Here is a 13509-nt window from a genome sequence, read left to right as displayed (position 1 = left end):
CGGGCGGCGGCACGCACCTTTTGTCCCCGCCGACTAGCGTGGACGTATGGATCCGCTTGCCGAGTTGGACGCGTCTGTCGCCGGGTGTGCCGCCTGCCCGCGGCTTGTCGAGTGGCGGGAGGAGGTGGCCCGGGTCAAACGGGCCGCCTTCGCGGACTGGACGTACTGGGCCCGGCCGGTACCCGGGTTCGGCCCCGCGGACGCCTCGCTGCTCGTCATCGGGCTCGCCCCCGCCGCGCACGGAGGCAACCGGACGGGCCGCATGTTCACGGGGGACCGCTCCGGTGACGTCCTGTACCGGGCGCTGTACGAGCTGGGGCTCGCGTCGAGTCCGCTGTCGGTGTCCATCGACGACGGCCTTGAGCTGCGCGGGCTGAGGGTGACCTCGCCGGTGCACTGCGCCCCGCCCGAGAACAAGCCGACGCCGTGGGAGCGGGACACGTGCAGGCCCTGGCTCGTGCGGGAGATGGAGCTGCTGGCGCCGCGGCTGCGGTCGGCGGTGATCCTGGGGGCGTTCGGATGGCAGGCGGCGCTGCCCGCGTTCACGGCGGCGGGGTGGCGCGTGCCGAAGCCGCGGCCGAAGTTCGCGCACGGCGCACGCGTGACGCTGGAACGCGCGGACCCGTCCGAAGCCGCCCCGGGTGCGAAAGGCCCGGGGCCGGTCACCCTGTACGGCTGTTTCCACGTGAGCCAACGCAACACGTTTACGGGGCGGTTGACGCCGGACATGCTCAAGGACGTCCTGCGGGCGGCGGCGGGCGAGGCGCACATTCCGCCTTACGCCTAGGAGTTGTGGGGCGCTGCGCGGCCAGCGCCCCGGCCCGCGTCCGCGGCTGCTCGGTTTCAGCCGGTCCACTGCCAGTCCACGACCTCCTGCAGATCGGTGCCGTGCTCGCGGATCCAGTCATGGTGCCGGGTACGGGCGTCCGCCATGCGCTGGCGGACCGGGGCCGCGGAGACGGCGAGACCGGGGACGCGGTCGATGACGTCCATGACCAGGCGGTACCGGTCGAGGTCGTTGCGGACGACCATGTCGAACGGCGTGGTCGTGGTGCCGGACTCCTTGTACCCGCGGACGTGGAGGTTGGCGTGGCCCGTCCTGCGATAGGCGAGGCGGTGGATGAGCCAGGGGTAGCCGTGGTAGCCGAAGATGACCGGCTTGTCGCGGGTGAAGAGGCCGTCGTACTCGGCCTCGCTCATGCCGTGCGGGTGCTCCCCGGCCGGCATGAGCGTGGTCACGTCGACGACGTTGACGACCCGCACGGCGAGCTGCGGCAGGTGCTGGCGCAGGAGTTGGGCCGCCGCGAGGATCTCCTGGGTGGGCACATCACCGGCGCAGGCGAGGACAACGTCGGGCTCACCGCCCCGCTCGGTCCCCGCCCACTCCCACACCCCGGCGCCGCGCGCGCAGTGGGCGCGGGCCTGGTCCAGGGAGAGCCAGTCGAAGCCCGGGTTCTTGCCGGCGACGATGACGTTGACGCGGTCGCGGCTGCGCAGGGCGTGATCGGCCACGGCGAGCAGCGTGTTCGTGTCCGGCGGCAGGAACACCCGTACGGTGTGCGGGCTCTTGTTGAGTACGTGGTCGATGAAGCCGGGGTCCTGATGGGAGAAACCGTTGTGGTCCTGGCGCCATACATGCGATGTGAGCAGGTAGTTCAGCGAGGCGATGGGCGCGCGCCAGGAGAGATCCTGCGTCGTCCTGAGCCATTTGATGTGCTGGTTGACCATCGAGTCCACGATGTGCACGAACGCCTCGTAGCAGGAGAACATGCCGTGACGGCCGGTGAGGAGATAACCCTCCAGCCAGCCCTGGCACATGTGCTCCGAGAGCACCTCCATGACCCTGCCGTGCGGATCGAGGTTCTCGTCGACCGGCAGGGTGCGTTCCTGCCAGGCCTTGCCGCTCGCCTCGTACACGGCCTGCAGCCGGTTGGAGGCCGTTTCGTCCGGGCCGACGAGACGGAAGTTGCGGTCTTGGGAGGTGTCCGCCATGAGCCGCGCGAGCAGGTCGCCCAGGACCTGGGTGGGGGCGTGCAGCGTGGTGCCGGGCTTCTCGACCGGCACGGCGAATTCGTCGAGGGACGCGAGGGGAAGCGCCCGCAGGAGCAGCCCGCCGTTGGCGTACGGCGTGGACCCAAGGCGCTTTGTCCCCTCGGGCACGCAGGCCAGCACCTGTTCGCTGGGGCGCCCTTCACCGTCGAAGAGCTCATCCGGCCGGTACGAGCGCAGCCACCTCTCCAACTGCGCGAGGTGCTCGGGATTTTCGCGGACCTCGGGCAGCGGCACCTGATGGGCACGCCAGGTGTTCTCCACCGGAAGGCCGTCCACCTCGTCGGGGCCGGTCCAGCCCTTGGGGGTGCGCAGCACGATCATGGGCCAGCGCACGGGCGTGGCGGCCTCCCCGGTCCTGGCTGCCCGTTGGTGGTCGATGACGAGGTCCAGCGCCTCGTCGAGCGCGCGGGCCAGGTCCTGGTGCACCTGCGCCGGGTCGTCCCCCTCCACGAACAGCGGGACGTGGCCGTAGCCGCGGAGCAGGGAGTCGAGCTCGTCGTGCGGAAGACGGGCCAGCACGGCCGGGTTGGCGATCTTGTAGCCGTTGAGATGGAGGATCGGCAGTACGGCGCCGTCATGGACGGGATCGATGAACCTGCCGGAGTGCCAGGACGCGGCGAGCGGACCCGTCTCCGCCTCGCCGTCACCGACCACGCAGGCCACGATCAGGTTCGGATGGTCGAAGGCCGCCCCATAGGCGTGGGCCAGCGAGTATCCGAGTTCGCCGCCCTCGTGGATGGAGCCGGGAACCTCCGGCGCCACGTGGCTCGGCACGCCGCCGGGGAAGGAGAACTGCTTGAACAGGCGGGTCATGCCCGTCTCGTCGCGGCTCACGTCCGGGTAGATCTCGCTGTAGCTGCCCTCCAGCCAGGCGCCCGCGAGGACGGCGGGGCCGCCGTGCCCGGGACCCCACACGCACAGCGCGTCCAGGTCCCGCTGCTTGATGACGCGGTTCAGGTGCGTGTAGACGAGATTCAGCCCGGGAGAGGTCCCCCAGTGCCCGAGCAGCCGCGGTTTGATGTGCTCCGCGTCGAGGGGCTCACGCAGCAGGGCATTGGACTTGAGGTAGATCTGTCCCGCTGCCAGGAAGTTCGCCGCACGCCAGTGGGCGTCAAGGTCGCGCAGTTCGTCGTCGTTCAGTGCGGGGGTGGATCGGGCGGCCGTGGTCATCGGATGCTCCAGAACCGGATCGGTGGGCGTCATCAGGTGGAAGAGGCTGCGGACGGGCCCGCCACAGGTGAGTTCTCGGAAGAGACCCCGCCCCACGCACGCATTCCCAGCATGGTCCGTGGCACTCGTGCGTCCGGCATCTCCTTCCGGCCGAATTCCTCCAGCTGCTCCAGCCAGACCAGCTTCTCCCGCTCCCGCGGTTCCCGCCGCTTCTCCAGCGTCCCCCGAGACGGCTGGGTGCAGGCGATCAAGCGTTCTAAGCTCCCCGGATGACCAGCGATCTCAGTCTCACCGTCCTGGGCTGCGCGACGCCCTACGCGACCGTGGACAACCCGTGCTCCGGGTACTTGGTGTCCAGCGGCGACACCCGCATATGGGTGGACGCGGGCAGCGGCACACTGGCGCAGTTGCAGCGGTACACCCGGCTCGACGAGCTGGACGCCGTCTGGATCTCACACCTGCACGCCGATCACACCGCCGATCTGCTCACCGCCTACTACGCCCTGCTCTACGCGGACGTACGACGTGCCGCGCCCCTTCCGCTGTACGGACCGCCGGGCATCGCCGACCGGCTGGCCGACTTCCTCACCAACACCGATGAGCGCAGCCCCGTCGAAGCCGCGTTCGAGGTGCGTGAGCTGCACGACGGGCACCGGGCACACGTGGGTGCGCTCACCTTGACCAGCCGGGCCGTGGCGCACGGGATGCCGGCCTTCGCCGTCCGCGTCGAGGCCGGCGGCCGGTCGCTCGTCTACTCAGGGGACACGGCCCCCTGCCACGGCCTCACACGACTGGCCGAGGAGTGTGACGTGCTGCTGTGCGAGGCGGAGAGCGACCGGGCGCCGAGCGACGACGAACAGGTGCATCACACCCCCGAGGACGCCGGCGACACGGCCGGTGCGGCGCGAGCGGGGCGGTTGATCGTCACGCATGTCGGCCGCTTCCTCACCCCGCGCCAGGCGGTGACACGCCCCGCGGCACGGTTCGACGGCCCCGTCGCCTACGCCGAGCCCGGCTCCACTTTCACCGTCGGCCGGGCCGGTCACCACCAGTAGGCGGGATAGCGCGGGGCCTGGGGGCGGGCACAGGAGGCGGCCCAGCCGGCCAGGACGAGCACGATGACCGAGCCCGCGAGCAGCGGTACGAAGGTCATGGGCCGGGGGTGGTTCAGGACGATGGCCACGGCGGTCGCGCAGGCCGGCGAGTGCGGTGTGCGGGCCGCCGTCATCACGGCGAGGCCGATGCCCGCGGCCAGCGCGGCGGCCCAGGGGGTGCTGCCGAGCGCGGCGAGGACCGCGTATCCGATGCCGGCACACAGCAGGTGCCCGGCGATCACGCTGCGCGGCTGGGCCAGCGGCAGCCGGGGGACGCTGTGCACGATCGCTGCGGACGCCGCCAGCGGGGGTATGAGGACCGGTTCGTGGACGACGGAGCCGACGGCGACCAGGGCAAGCAGCACGGCGGTGACGGCACTGATGCTGTGCAGGGCGGTGCCCGCGGGCGGCGGGGCGGGGGCGCGGCCCGCGAGGCGGGGCAGGATGCGGGTGCGCGGGCGTTGGGGCGGGCGCGGGTGGGCAGGCGCGGGCGGCGCCTCGATGGCTTCGTCGATGCTCAAAGGAAGGGACGTTCCGGAACTCGGCCGACGGGAGACCCGGACGGCGTGACGGCAGTGGGGCACGAGTCGCCACGGCCGCCCGTGCGGTCGGCAGGGGGCGCGGGCATCGGCGGCCCGGGGTCGGGGCGTCCGCGTACTCTGCGTCGATCATACGAAGTCGTGCCGCGTCGTCCGAGGTCAGGTCCCTGTTCGGGGGTTTATGAGACTGAAGACGTGATGTGGGGGAAGACGGTCCGGCATGGCTGTACTGAGGAAATGCGCACGTCCGATGTTGTCCTCCGCCTTCATCGCAGGAGGGCTTTCCACACTGCGTGATCCTGCGCGGGTGGCCCCTGCGGCAGAGCCGGTGGCGGTCCCCGTGGCGTCCCGGGTGCCGGGGCTGCCGGAGGATCCGGAGCAGCTCGTCAGGATCAACGCGGCGGTGCAGATAGGCGCAGGGCTGCTGCTGGCCACGGGCCGTTGGCCCCGCGCCGCGGCACTCGCCCTCGCCGGCTCGCTCGTACCGACGACCCTGGCCGGGCACGCCTGGTGGAAGGAGAAGGACCCCGAGCGGCGGGCGCAGCAGCGCACGGAGTTCCTGAAGAACGTCTCGCTCCTGGGCGGCCTGCTCATCGCGGCGGCCGACACGCACGGCAAGCCGTCGGCGGCCTATCGCGCACGGGGCGCCATGTCGACCGGACGCAAGCGTGTGCGCCACGGTCAGCGCGACGCGTCCCACGCCGTGCACAGTGCGACGGACGCTGTACGGGCGCTCCCGTCGACCGTGCAGCAGAATGTCGCAAGGCACCGCTGAATCCGACCACCGCGAGAGGACGGCCGCCCCCGTGACCACCACCTATGTCATCACCGTACCGGGCACGTTCCTGCGTCCACCGGACGATGACGCGAGGGCCGACATCGCGCGGCGTCTGCGTCCGGCCGATCCCCACAAGACGGAGCTGGGGCGCGAGGAAGACCTCGACGTACTGACCGTCCACGACAACAACACGTTCAGCGCCCGCCTTGAGGTGACCGCCGCGACGAGCGGAGAAGCGGAGGCCAAGGCCGTGGCGACGGTGGCGGAGACGCTGCGAGAGGCGGGCTTCGACGCCGACGCCGCGCCCCTGGGCCCGCCGGCCGTGACCGGCATGGACAACCCGGCGTGACGCCTCGGCGGCCCAGGCCTCTCGGCACAGGACTTCACGGGCCGTCCACCGGCGCGTGTCCAGCTGCCCGGGAGGGTGCCGCTCGGGTTCCACGGGAGCTGGGTGGCGGACCTGTAGCCGAGCGGGGATTCACGCGCGCGTGAGTGTGTGGGAGCGGGTCCGCCGGGCACCCGAGGTGCTCGGACAGTGCCTCTTCCCATACATGAGGGAGCCGTTTTATGAGTGACAACATCTGGGGCTACCAGCCGACCTCCGGGTACGCGCCGGGCACCGACCTCGTCGGGTACAAGGTCGAGGCGGCCGACGGCAGCATCGGAAAGGTCGACAAGCACTCGGACGACGTCAACTCCTCGTACCTCGTGGTCGACATCGGCGTCTGGATCTTCGGCAAGCACGTTCTGCTGCCCGCCGGCACGATCCGTACCGTCGACCCGACGGAGCGCAAGATCTTCGTCGACCTCACCAAGGACCAGATCAAGGATTCCCCGGAGTTCGACAAGGACAAGCACGTCGGCGATTCCGCGTACCACGACCAGATCGGCGGCTACTACGACAGTTACCGCCGCGGCTGACGCGTTCGTTCAGTACTTCTGGGGGCGGCCGGGAACACTCCGGTCGCCCCCTCCGCAGATGGTGCAGCCGGTGGAGCGCCCAACTGGCCGACTCGGCGCTCCCGGGCAAGGCTCGTACGGGAAGCAGTGACGACGACGAACGGACAGCGGGAGACACCCCATGCCCACGCCACCGACCTCCCACACGACCGGCTCCCTCGACGGACTCTCCGCCCTGGTCACCGGCGGCTCAAGAGGACTGGGGCTCCTGATCGCCGACCAGCTTGTGCGCCGCGGCTGCGCCGTCACGCTCGCGGCCCGCGACGAGCGCCGGGCACACTCCTGACCACCTCGGAATGACGATGAATGGGCCCTGGGGCTACGGGTACCAGGGGCGACGGCCAACCGAGAAAGGAAGCTGAACGATCATGCGCATTGCATTTCTGACCGCACCCGAAGGCGTCGAGGAGATCGAACTCACCGAGCCGTGGCAGGCGGCGAAGAGCGCGGGCCACGAACCCGTCCTCGTGTCCACCCAGGCCGGCGAGGTCCAGGGATTCCATCACCTGGACAAGGCGAACACGTTCCCCGTGGACGAGGTCGTCGGCGAGGCCTCTGCCGAATCCTTCGGCGGGTTGGTCCTGCCGGGCGGTGTGGCCAACCCGGACCAGCTGCGGACGGACGAGAAGGCCGTGGCGTTCGTCGCGGACTTCTTCGGACAGGGCCGACCCGTCGCCGCGATCTGCCACGCCCCGTGGACCCTGGTCGAGGCGGACGTCGTACGCGGCCGGGTGCTCACCTCGTGGCCCAGCCTCAAGACCGACATCGAGAACGCGGGCGGCACCTGGGTCGACGAGCAGGTGAAGATCTGCGACCACGGCCCGAACAAGCTGGTGACCAGCCGCAAACCGGACGACCTGAAGGCGTTCTGCGAGGCGTTCCTCGACGTGTTCGCGGCAGAGGCCGGCTGAGCGGGCGTCCCCCCTCCAAGGCCCGAACTCAAGCCCGACTCAAGGCCCGAGCCCGGCGCCGAGGACGGCCGGAAGGGCCAGCGCGCCGAGTGCCGCCGTACCCAGCACGAACCAGGCCACGTAATCCCCGATGTGCCCGGAGTGCAGACGCAGCAGCGGCGCCGTCCAGGCGTAGGGCTCCGCCGGTGCCTCGCGGCGCAGGGCCAGGGCGGCGCATCCGGCCGCTCCCGCCACGGACAGCAGCCCGGTGAGAATCGAGCCGGGCGTCCAGTGCGGGGCGGCCTGCGCCGCGGCGCCGAACCCCCGGGCGGTCCCTGTGGCGAGAGCGGGGATGAGGCCGACTGCCAGTGAGCCGGCCAGCAGCGCGGTCGGCACGGCCACCATCGGCAGGGGTACCCGCAGCAGCCGGCCCCGGGTCTCGGGCTCCTCGTGGCCTCCGGACGTCGAGAGCGACGGCGAGCTGTCGCAACGGGCGCCCATGCCCCAGAACACCCGGGCGGCGACACGGAGCACGGCGGCGCCGGTGAGCGCCGAGACGACGAGAAACAGCACGGTGCCGAAGCCGCCGGCGGTCTCCTCGACCGCTCCCTTGCCCAGGGCCGTACCGAACGGCGGCAGCCCCGCCAGGGCGAGGCCCGCGGTGGTGTAGAGCAGCGCGACCCCGCGCAACTCCCTTGCCCTGCCGTGGAGTTCGTGTTCGTCCACGCTGCCGTATCGGTCGAGCAGGATGCCGGTGCACGCGAACAGCGCGGCCTTGGCGCCCGCGTGGCCCAGCACGTACAGGGCGACACCGGCGGTCGACTCCGGGCGCAGGAGGCCGATGCCGAGGAGGAAGAGCCCGGTGTGCGCGATCGTCGAGTAGGCGAGCAGACGCTTGAGATGATGCTGCTGCCAGCACAACAGGGCGCCTACCAGGGCCGTCGCAGCGCCCAAGGTGACAAGACAGCGGGTGAAATTCTCCGCGGGGAGACCGCCGGGTCCGGCGAAGACCTGGGTGTACACGCGCCATATCCCGTAGACACCCAGCTCGACCATGACGCCCGACAGCAGCATGCACACCGGGGTCGGTGCCACGGCGTGGGCGTCCGGAAGCCAGAAGTGGAAGGGGACGGCGGCCGCCTTCACCAGCAGTCCCGTCATCACCAGGACGAAGGAGGCGAGGACCAGGCCGTCCGGCCGGCCTTCGGCGCCGAGAGCGGCCCCGATCTGCCGCATGCCCAGCGCCCCGGTGCGGGCGTACAGCAGGGCGATGCCCATCAACGTCGCATACGCGCCGAGGGAGTTGATGACGCCGAAGGTGAGAGCTCCTTGGACGGCCTTGCGCTCCTCCACGCGGTAGCCCGTCAGGGCGTAGGCGGCGACACCCATCAGTTCGAAGAAGACGAAGGCGTTGAACAGGTCGCCGGTCAGCGTGAAGCCGCACATGCCCGCCTGGAAGAGGAGGACGAGCGCGGGGAACGATCCCGCGTGCCCGTGCGGCACCTCGTCGAAGTAGCGCCAGGAGTAGACCAGGACGGCCACGGTCAGCAGGGAGACGAGCGTCGCGAGCCCGGTGCCCGGGCCGTCCCCGACCAGGACGATGCCCACGCTGCGGCCCGCGTGCGGCTCCCATCCGCCGACCCACTCCGTGGCGCTCGGGGAGGAGTGCGCGAGAAGGACGGCGGCGAGCGCGCAGGTCCCGGTGGCCACCACGGCCGCGATGGAGTCGACCGCGAAGCGCGGCAGCATTCGGCCCGCGGTGACGAGGAGGGCGGCGCCCAGCAGCGGCAGAACCACGACCAACGGCAGGAGTTGGCTCATCCGCGCAGCTCGGACAGCTCGTCGGGATCGGCTGTGCCGTGGCGTTTGGCCACCTGGATCACGAGGGCCAGCAGCAGTGCGGTCACCGTCGCCCCCACCACGACGTCGGTCAGGGCGAGCGCCTGGACCACGGGGTCGACCAAGGGGCGCGAATGCGGGGCCAGATCGGAGTGGACGGGGGCGGTGCCGCCGGCGCGGTAACCGACGGCCAGCAGAAGCACGTACGTGGCTGACTGGCAGACCGCCAGGCAGCCGACCGCGTGCACCAGATGACGGCTGGTGGCAAGGCCGTAACAGCCGACCAGGAAGATCCAGCCGGACACCAGGTACGGGAAGACATGCATCACTTCGACCTCGCCTCTTCGCCGGGGTGCCCGTCAGGGGTGATCTCCACGGCCTGGTCGAGGAAACGGCTCACCAGCACGACGACCGCGCAGGCCACTTCGATGCCCACCGCCAGATTCAGCAGTGGGACGGTGCCGCCCGAGGCCAGCGTGTTGAACGTCCCGTACGGCAGCGTGTTCGCCAGGAACGCGACCCCGCCGATGAGTCCGCCCACACCCACGAGCAGATAGGCGGCCTCGCCCACCGCGTCCCCCACCTCGTACAACCAGACAGGCCTGATCCGCTCCAGGGCCCGGTAGTCGACCCCGATATAGAGGAGGTGCACCGAGGTAGCCACGATGACGCCTCCCTGGAAGCCGCCGCCCGGGCTCAGTTGACCGTGTGCGACGACATACAGGCCGACCACCAGGGCCACCGGAAGCAGCAGGAGCGCGTACCGCCGCACCCAGGGGTCGACGCCCGCGGGACGGGGAGGCACGCGGTCCTCGTCGCGGGTCTGGCGCAACAGGACGACGGTCCCCACGACCGCGGTGAACAGGATCGACTCCTCGCCCAGGGTGTCGAAGGCCCGCTGGTCGAAGTTGACGGACGAGACGACATTGGCGGTGTGCCGCGCCAGGGCTTCCTTGGTGGCACGGTCACCGTAGGGATGCCGCTCGCCGCCGAAACCGGGCAGGGACACGAACGCGCCGATGAACAGGGCCGCGAGACCGACCGCGCCCACCCCGAGGATCCAGTACCGCAGCCGGGTGCTCAACGCCCCGCCCCCTCACCGGTCCTGGTTCGCTTACGGCGTCTGACCTTGCGGACGGACAGCAACATCAGCAGCGGCGTGAGGACCGCCCCCACCGCCAGTTGGGACAGCGCCACGTCAGGTGCCTGCAGAGCCGTGAACAGGGCGGCAAGGGTCAGCCCAAGCACGGCGAGGACGAGCGCCTGCCGGGCCGGTTCACGCACCATGACCGCCACCGTCGCCGACGCGGCGACCAGCACGAGACACACGGTGATCATCAGGTCGTCGCTCATGTCGCCTCACTCTTGAGTACCCGCCGTCCACTGCGCCGTCCGCTGCCCCACTCACTGAGCCGCATCCGCCTCATCCACCACACCCGTCACAAGGGCCCGCGACGCGATCACATTGCCGACGGCCACCAGCGCCCCGATGACGACGAGCTTCACCGTCGCCCGGCCGGGCGACGCCGCCGCGCAGACGGCCACGGTCACCGCCACGGCCGAGGCGACGCACGCGATCGTCACCGCTGTCGCCCCGCGGGGCGCACCCGACCGCAGGTCGTCGGCGAGCAGCCGCACGCACACGAGGGTGCCCACGGGGCCCAGAAGAGCGAGTACCAGCGACAGATCGGCGTACGAGGGGCGCCCGTACCCCTGGGCCATGAGCAGGAACGCCAGGGCGACCACCGTGCTGCCGGTGTTCTGGGCGAGGATCCTTCGGGCCAGCGGGCCCGACGCCGCACCCCAGATCACCGGTGGCAGCCCGAGCCCCAAGAGCGCGGCCCCGCACACGATCCACGCGCTCACCGGGAGCTCGCCGCGCGACGGGCCGCGGTCGCGGCCAAGGCGCCCGCCAGCGCACAGAAGCCCCCCACGGCCAGCTCCAGGAGGTCGACGGCGGTGATCAGCACGATCCACAGAGCGAAGAGCACGACCCACCAGGCCAGGAACTCCGCACTCGCGCGAACCATCGACGGGTGACGGCGTGTCAGGCGCGGCACAGGCAGAAGGGATGCCCAGCCGGGTCCGCGTACACGCGGAAGCCGCGCTGACCGTCCTGGTCGTCCAGGTCCAACGGCATGGCGCCGAGGGACAGGGCCTGCGCCTCGGCCGCCGCCATGTCCGTCACCTCGAAGTCCAGGTGCAGCTGCTGTGAGTTGTCGTCGGCGCGGGGCCACTGCGGGGGCCGGTGTCCCGCGGCGCGCTGGAAGGCGATGCGGTGGCCCCCCGGCGCGTACAGGTCGTACCAGTCCTCGCTGTCCTGCTTGAGCTCACCGCCGAGGAGCGCGGCGTAGAAGCCGCCGAGGGCGGCGGGGTCGGGGCAGTCCACCGCGACCAGACAGAATTGGGCGACGGGCATGGGGTGGGTCCCTTCTTCTGTATCCATATCGTTCACTGTCGATCGACGTCCTCGGCGGACGGGTGCCCTCCGGCGTCGGTTGCATGCCGCGTGCCCCTCCCGCGCGGACGCACTCTCCCATGGCCTTCGTCCCGATCCGGCCCACCACGGCCTCCCTGCGTGTCGATGGGCGAAGGCGCGCGTGAGAGCGCATGTCCTGGGCACTCTGGAGGGGCTCGCTCGGCGCTGAGGGAGCGGAAGGAGCCGCCCGCCATGACCGCGTCGACCTCGCCCGACTCACCGGCCCCGGCCCCAGGCACCGGGAACACCGTCACCACGGCTGTGCCCGCACGCCTCGACCGGCTGCCCTGGTCCCGCTGGCACTGGATGATCGTCGTGGGCCTCGGCACGGTCTGGATCCTGGACGGCCTTGAGGTCACCACCGTCGGCAACATCGCTGCCCGCCTCTCCGAGGAGGGCAGCGGACTCGCCATCAGCTCCGCGCAGGTCACCGGCATCGCGGCGGCCCTGTACGTGGCGGGGGCCTGCGCCGGGGCGCTCTTCTTCGGGTGGCTCACCGACAAGTTCGGCCGCAGAAAGCTCTTCATGATCACCCTCGCGGTGTACCTCGCCGCGACCGCCCTCACGGCGCTCTCCTTCGAAGCCTGGTGGTTCTTCCTCTTCCGGTTCCTGACCGGTTTCGGCATCGGCGGTGAGTACGCGGCCATCAACTCGGCCATCGACGAGCTGATCCCGTCCAAGTACCGCGGCCGCGTCGACCTGATCATCAACGGCAGCTACTGGCTTGGCGCGATCGGCGGCTCGCTGCTCTCGGTGGTCATGCTGAACACCGGCATCTTCCCCAAGGACCTGGGCTGGCGGCTCACCTTCGCCCTCGGCGTCGTCCTCGGCCTGGTGATCCTCCTGGTGCGCCGACACGTCCCGGAGAGCCCCCGCTGGCAGTTCATCCACGGCCGCGGCGAGGAGGCGGAAGGTCTCGTCTCGGCGGTGGAGCGGGAGATCGAGGAGGAGAAGGGCGAGCGCCTGCCGCCGCCCGACCGAGAGATCACCATCCATCAGCGCAAGAGCATCGGGTTCGGCCTCATCGCCAAGACCGTCTTCCGCGACTATCCCAAGCGTGCGGTACTCGGCCTGTCGCTCTTCATCGGCCAGGCGTTCCTCTACAACGCCATCACCTTCGGCTTCGGCGCGATCCTCGCCAAGTTCTACGACGTCCCCTCGGGCAGAACCGGCTACTACTTCGCCGTCATCGCGGCCGGGAACTTCCTGGGCCCGCTCTTCCTCGGCAAGCTCTTCGACACGGTGGGCCGCCGGATCATGATCTCCTCGACGTATCTGCTCTCCGGCGTCCTTCTCTTCGGCACGGCCTGGCTCTTCGGCCGGGGCTCGCTGAGCGCGGTGACGCTGACCGCCTGCTGGTGTGTGGTGCTCTTCTTCGCCTCGGCGGGCGCGAGCAGCGCCTATCTCACCGTCTCCGAGATCTTCCCGATGGAGACCAGGGCCATGGCCATCGCCTTCTTCTACGCCATCGGAACCGCGGCCGGCGGCATCAGTGGCCCGCTGATCTTCGCGGACCTGACCGAGTCGGGCGTCGTCGGTGAGACGGTCCTCGCCTTCCAGATCGGCGCGGGGCTGATGTGCGCGGCGGGTCTTGTGGCGGCGGCGCTCGCGGTACGGGCGGAGCAGCGGTCACTGGAGGACATCGCCACGCCTTTGTCGGCGGCGTCCTCCCCGAAGGCGTCGTGAGGGGGAGACTCCGCGGCGCCGG

17 protein-coding genes and 1 pseudogene are annotated in these 13509 nt (G+C 70.7%); 9 read left to right on the top strand and 9 right to left on the bottom strand.

Going from position 1 to position 13509, the window contains the following annotated elements; translation table 11 throughout:
• The first annotated feature begins 46 nt into the window (after positions 1–46).
• Entirely contained in the window at positions 47–787 is a 741-nt protein-coding gene (locus ACGFX9_RS09080) for a uracil-DNA glycosylase (protein WP_393467065.1), read from the top strand.
• Between the two features lie 56 nt (positions 788–843).
• Here the strand turns inward: ACGFX9_RS09080 and ACGFX9_RS09075 are convergent, their stop codons facing one another.
• Positions 844–3222, bottom strand: coding sequence for a phosphoketolase (locus ACGFX9_RS09075; protein WP_393467062.1), 2379 nt, complete (start codon positions 3220–3222; stop codon positions 844–846).
• 269 nt (positions 3223–3491) lie between these two features.
• Between ACGFX9_RS09075 and ACGFX9_RS09070 the strand changes: the two genes are divergently transcribed.
• Positions 3492–4277, top strand: a complete 786-nt coding sequence (locus ACGFX9_RS09070) for an MBL fold metallo-hydrolase (RefSeq protein WP_393467059.1) — start codon at positions 3492–3494, stop codon at positions 4275–4277.
• Here ACGFX9_RS09070 and ACGFX9_RS09065 read toward each other — a convergent pair.
• The gene (locus ACGFX9_RS09065; protein WP_393467056.1) at positions 4265–4837 is read right to left on the bottom strand and encodes an HPP family protein; all 573 of its coding nucleotides are present in this window, start codon (positions 4835–4837) and stop codon (positions 4265–4267) included. The genes ACGFX9_RS09070 and ACGFX9_RS09065 overlap by 13 nt on opposite strands.
• Positions 4838–5075: 238 nt before the next feature.
• On the opposite strand from ACGFX9_RS09065, the gene ACGFX9_RS09060 reads away from it, so the two are divergent.
• From ACGFX9_RS09060 to ACGFX9_RS09035, 6 genes and pseudogenes are all read left to right on the top strand, one after another.
• Positions 5076–5630, top strand: a complete 555-nt coding sequence (locus tag ACGFX9_RS09060; RefSeq protein ID WP_393467053.1) for a DoxX family protein — start codon at positions 5076–5078, stop codon at positions 5628–5630.
• Positions 5631–5661: 31 nt separating this feature from the next.
• Positions 5662–5982: a hypothetical protein gene (locus tag ACGFX9_RS09055; RefSeq protein ID WP_393467050.1), complete on the top strand. Its 321-nt coding sequence runs from the start codon at positions 5662–5664 to the stop codon at positions 5980–5982.
• 18 nt (positions 5983–6000) lie between these two features.
• Positions 6001–6099: pseudogene (locus tag ACGFX9_RS09050) on the top strand (carotenoid oxygenase family protein); the annotation flags it as partial.
• A gap of 101 nt (positions 6100–6200) precedes the next feature.
• A complete protein-coding gene (locus tag ACGFX9_RS09045; RefSeq protein ID WP_393467047.1) occupies positions 6201–6554 on the top strand; it encodes a PRC-barrel domain-containing protein in 354 nt (117 codons plus the stop codon).
• A gap of 160 nt (positions 6555–6714) precedes the next feature.
• Complete coding sequence (locus ACGFX9_RS09040) at positions 6715–6879, top strand: SDR family NAD(P)-dependent oxidoreductase (RefSeq protein ID WP_393467044.1); 165 nt, start codon at positions 6715–6717, stop codon at positions 6877–6879.
• Positions 6880–6961: 82 nt separating this feature from the next.
• Complete coding sequence (locus ACGFX9_RS09035; RefSeq protein ID WP_393467042.1) at positions 6962–7504, top strand: type 1 glutamine amidotransferase domain-containing protein; 543 nt, start codon at positions 6962–6964, stop codon at positions 7502–7504.
• Between the two features lie 39 nt (positions 7505–7543).
• Here the strand turns inward: ACGFX9_RS09035 and ACGFX9_RS09030 are convergent, their stop codons facing one another.
• The 7 genes from ACGFX9_RS09030 to ACGFX9_RS09000 are packed head-to-tail and all read right to left on the bottom strand — an operon-like array spanning position 7544 to position 11741.
• The gene (locus ACGFX9_RS09030) at positions 7544–9304 is read right to left on the bottom strand and encodes a complex I subunit 5 family protein (RefSeq protein ID WP_393467040.1); all 1761 of its coding nucleotides are present in this window, start codon (positions 9302–9304) and stop codon (positions 7544–7546) included.
• Positions 9301–9648, bottom strand: coding sequence for a sodium:proton antiporter (locus ACGFX9_RS09025; protein WP_393467037.1), 348 nt, complete (start codon positions 9646–9648; stop codon positions 9301–9303). Before ACGFX9_RS09025 ends, ACGFX9_RS09030 begins: the two co-directional genes overlap by 4 nt.
• Complete coding sequence (locus tag ACGFX9_RS09020) at positions 9648–10406, bottom strand: MnhB domain-containing protein (protein WP_393467035.1); 759 nt, start codon at positions 10404–10406, stop codon at positions 9648–9650. The genes ACGFX9_RS09025 and ACGFX9_RS09020 overlap by 1 nt, the downstream gene beginning before the upstream one ends.
• Positions 10403–10675 (bottom strand): Na(+)/H(+) antiporter subunit B, encoded by a 273-nt coding sequence (locus tag ACGFX9_RS09015; RefSeq protein WP_393467033.1) that lies wholly within the window; start codon positions 10673–10675, stop codon positions 10403–10405. Before ACGFX9_RS09015 ends, ACGFX9_RS09020 begins: the two co-directional genes overlap by 4 nt.
• A gap of 51 nt (positions 10676–10726) precedes the next feature.
• Positions 10727–11188, bottom strand: coding sequence for a monovalent cation/H+ antiporter complex subunit F (locus tag ACGFX9_RS09010; RefSeq protein WP_393467031.1), 462 nt, complete (start codon positions 11186–11188; stop codon positions 10727–10729).
• Positions 11185–11352, bottom strand: coding sequence for a hypothetical protein (locus ACGFX9_RS09005; RefSeq protein WP_393467030.1), 168 nt, complete (start codon positions 11350–11352; stop codon positions 11185–11187). The genes ACGFX9_RS09010 and ACGFX9_RS09005 overlap by 4 nt, the downstream gene beginning before the upstream one ends.
• A gap of 17 nt (positions 11353–11369) precedes the next feature.
• Positions 11370–11741 (bottom strand): VOC family protein, encoded by a 372-nt coding sequence (locus tag ACGFX9_RS09000; protein ID WP_393467028.1) that lies wholly within the window; start codon positions 11739–11741, stop codon positions 11370–11372.
• Between the two features lie 252 nt (positions 11742–11993).
• Between ACGFX9_RS09000 and ACGFX9_RS08995 the strand changes: the two genes are divergently transcribed.
• Positions 11994–13487 carry an MFS transporter gene (locus ACGFX9_RS08995; RefSeq protein WP_393467026.1) on the top strand — a complete coding sequence of 498 codons (1494 nt, stop codon included), beginning with the start codon at positions 11994–11996 and terminating at the stop codon, positions 13485–13487.
• Positions 13488–13509: the final 22 nt, after the last annotated feature.

Origin of the sequence: Streptomyces sp. NPDC048436 (assembly GCF_043200355.1) — a bacterium.
GTDB lineage: Bacteria > Actinomycetota > Actinomycetes > Streptomycetales > Streptomycetaceae > Streptomyces.
This window is presented reverse-complemented; position numbering and strand designations above follow the sequence as displayed.

What these genes read in the sequence shown, in the direction of transcription:
- ACGFX9_RS09080 (WP_393467065.1), top strand. Translation starts at nt 47, where the DNA reads ATGGATCCGCTTGCCGAGTTGGACGCGTCTGTCGCCGGGTGTGCCGCC.
- ACGFX9_RS09075 (WP_393467062.1), bottom strand. Translation starts at nt 3,222, where the DNA reads ATGACCACGGCCGCCCGATCCACCCCCGCACTGAACGACGACGAACTG.
- ACGFX9_RS09070 (WP_393467059.1), top strand. Translation starts at nt 3,492, where the DNA reads ATGACCAGCGATCTCAGTCTCACCGTCCTGGGCTGCGCGACGCCCTAC.
- ACGFX9_RS09060 (WP_393467053.1), top strand. Translation starts at nt 5,076, where the DNA reads ATGGCTGTACTGAGGAAATGCGCACGTCCGATGTTGTCCTCCGCCTTC.
- ACGFX9_RS09045 (WP_393467047.1), top strand. Translation starts at nt 6,201, where the DNA reads ATGAGTGACAACATCTGGGGCTACCAGCCGACCTCCGGGTACGCGCCG.
- ACGFX9_RS09040 (WP_393467044.1), top strand. Translation starts at nt 6,715, where the DNA reads ATGCCCACGCCACCGACCTCCCACACGACCGGCTCCCTCGACGGACTC.
- ACGFX9_RS09035 (WP_393467042.1), top strand. Translation starts at nt 6,962, where the DNA reads ATGCGCATTGCATTTCTGACCGCACCCGAAGGCGTCGAGGAGATCGAA.
- ACGFX9_RS09030 (WP_393467040.1), bottom strand. Translation starts at nt 9,304, where the DNA reads ATGAGCCAACTCCTGCCGTTGGTCGTGGTTCTGCCGCTGCTGGGCGCC.
- ACGFX9_RS09025 (WP_393467037.1), bottom strand. Translation starts at nt 9,648, where the DNA reads ATGCATGTCTTCCCGTACCTGGTGTCCGGCTGGATCTTCCTGGTCGGC.
- ACGFX9_RS09015 (WP_393467033.1), bottom strand. Translation starts at nt 10,675, where the DNA reads ATGAGCGACGACCTGATGATCACCGTGTGTCTCGTGCTGGTCGCCGCG.
- ACGFX9_RS09005 (WP_393467030.1), bottom strand. Translation starts at nt 11,352, where the DNA reads ATGGTTCGCGCGAGTGCGGAGTTCCTGGCCTGGTGGGTCGTGCTCTTC.
- ACGFX9_RS09000 (WP_393467028.1), bottom strand. Translation starts at nt 11,741, where the DNA reads ATGCCCGTCGCCCAATTCTGTCTGGTCGCGGTGGACTGCCCCGACCCC.
- ACGFX9_RS08995 (WP_393467026.1), top strand. Translation starts at nt 11,994, where the DNA reads ATGACCGCGTCGACCTCGCCCGACTCACCGGCCCCGGCCCCAGGCACC.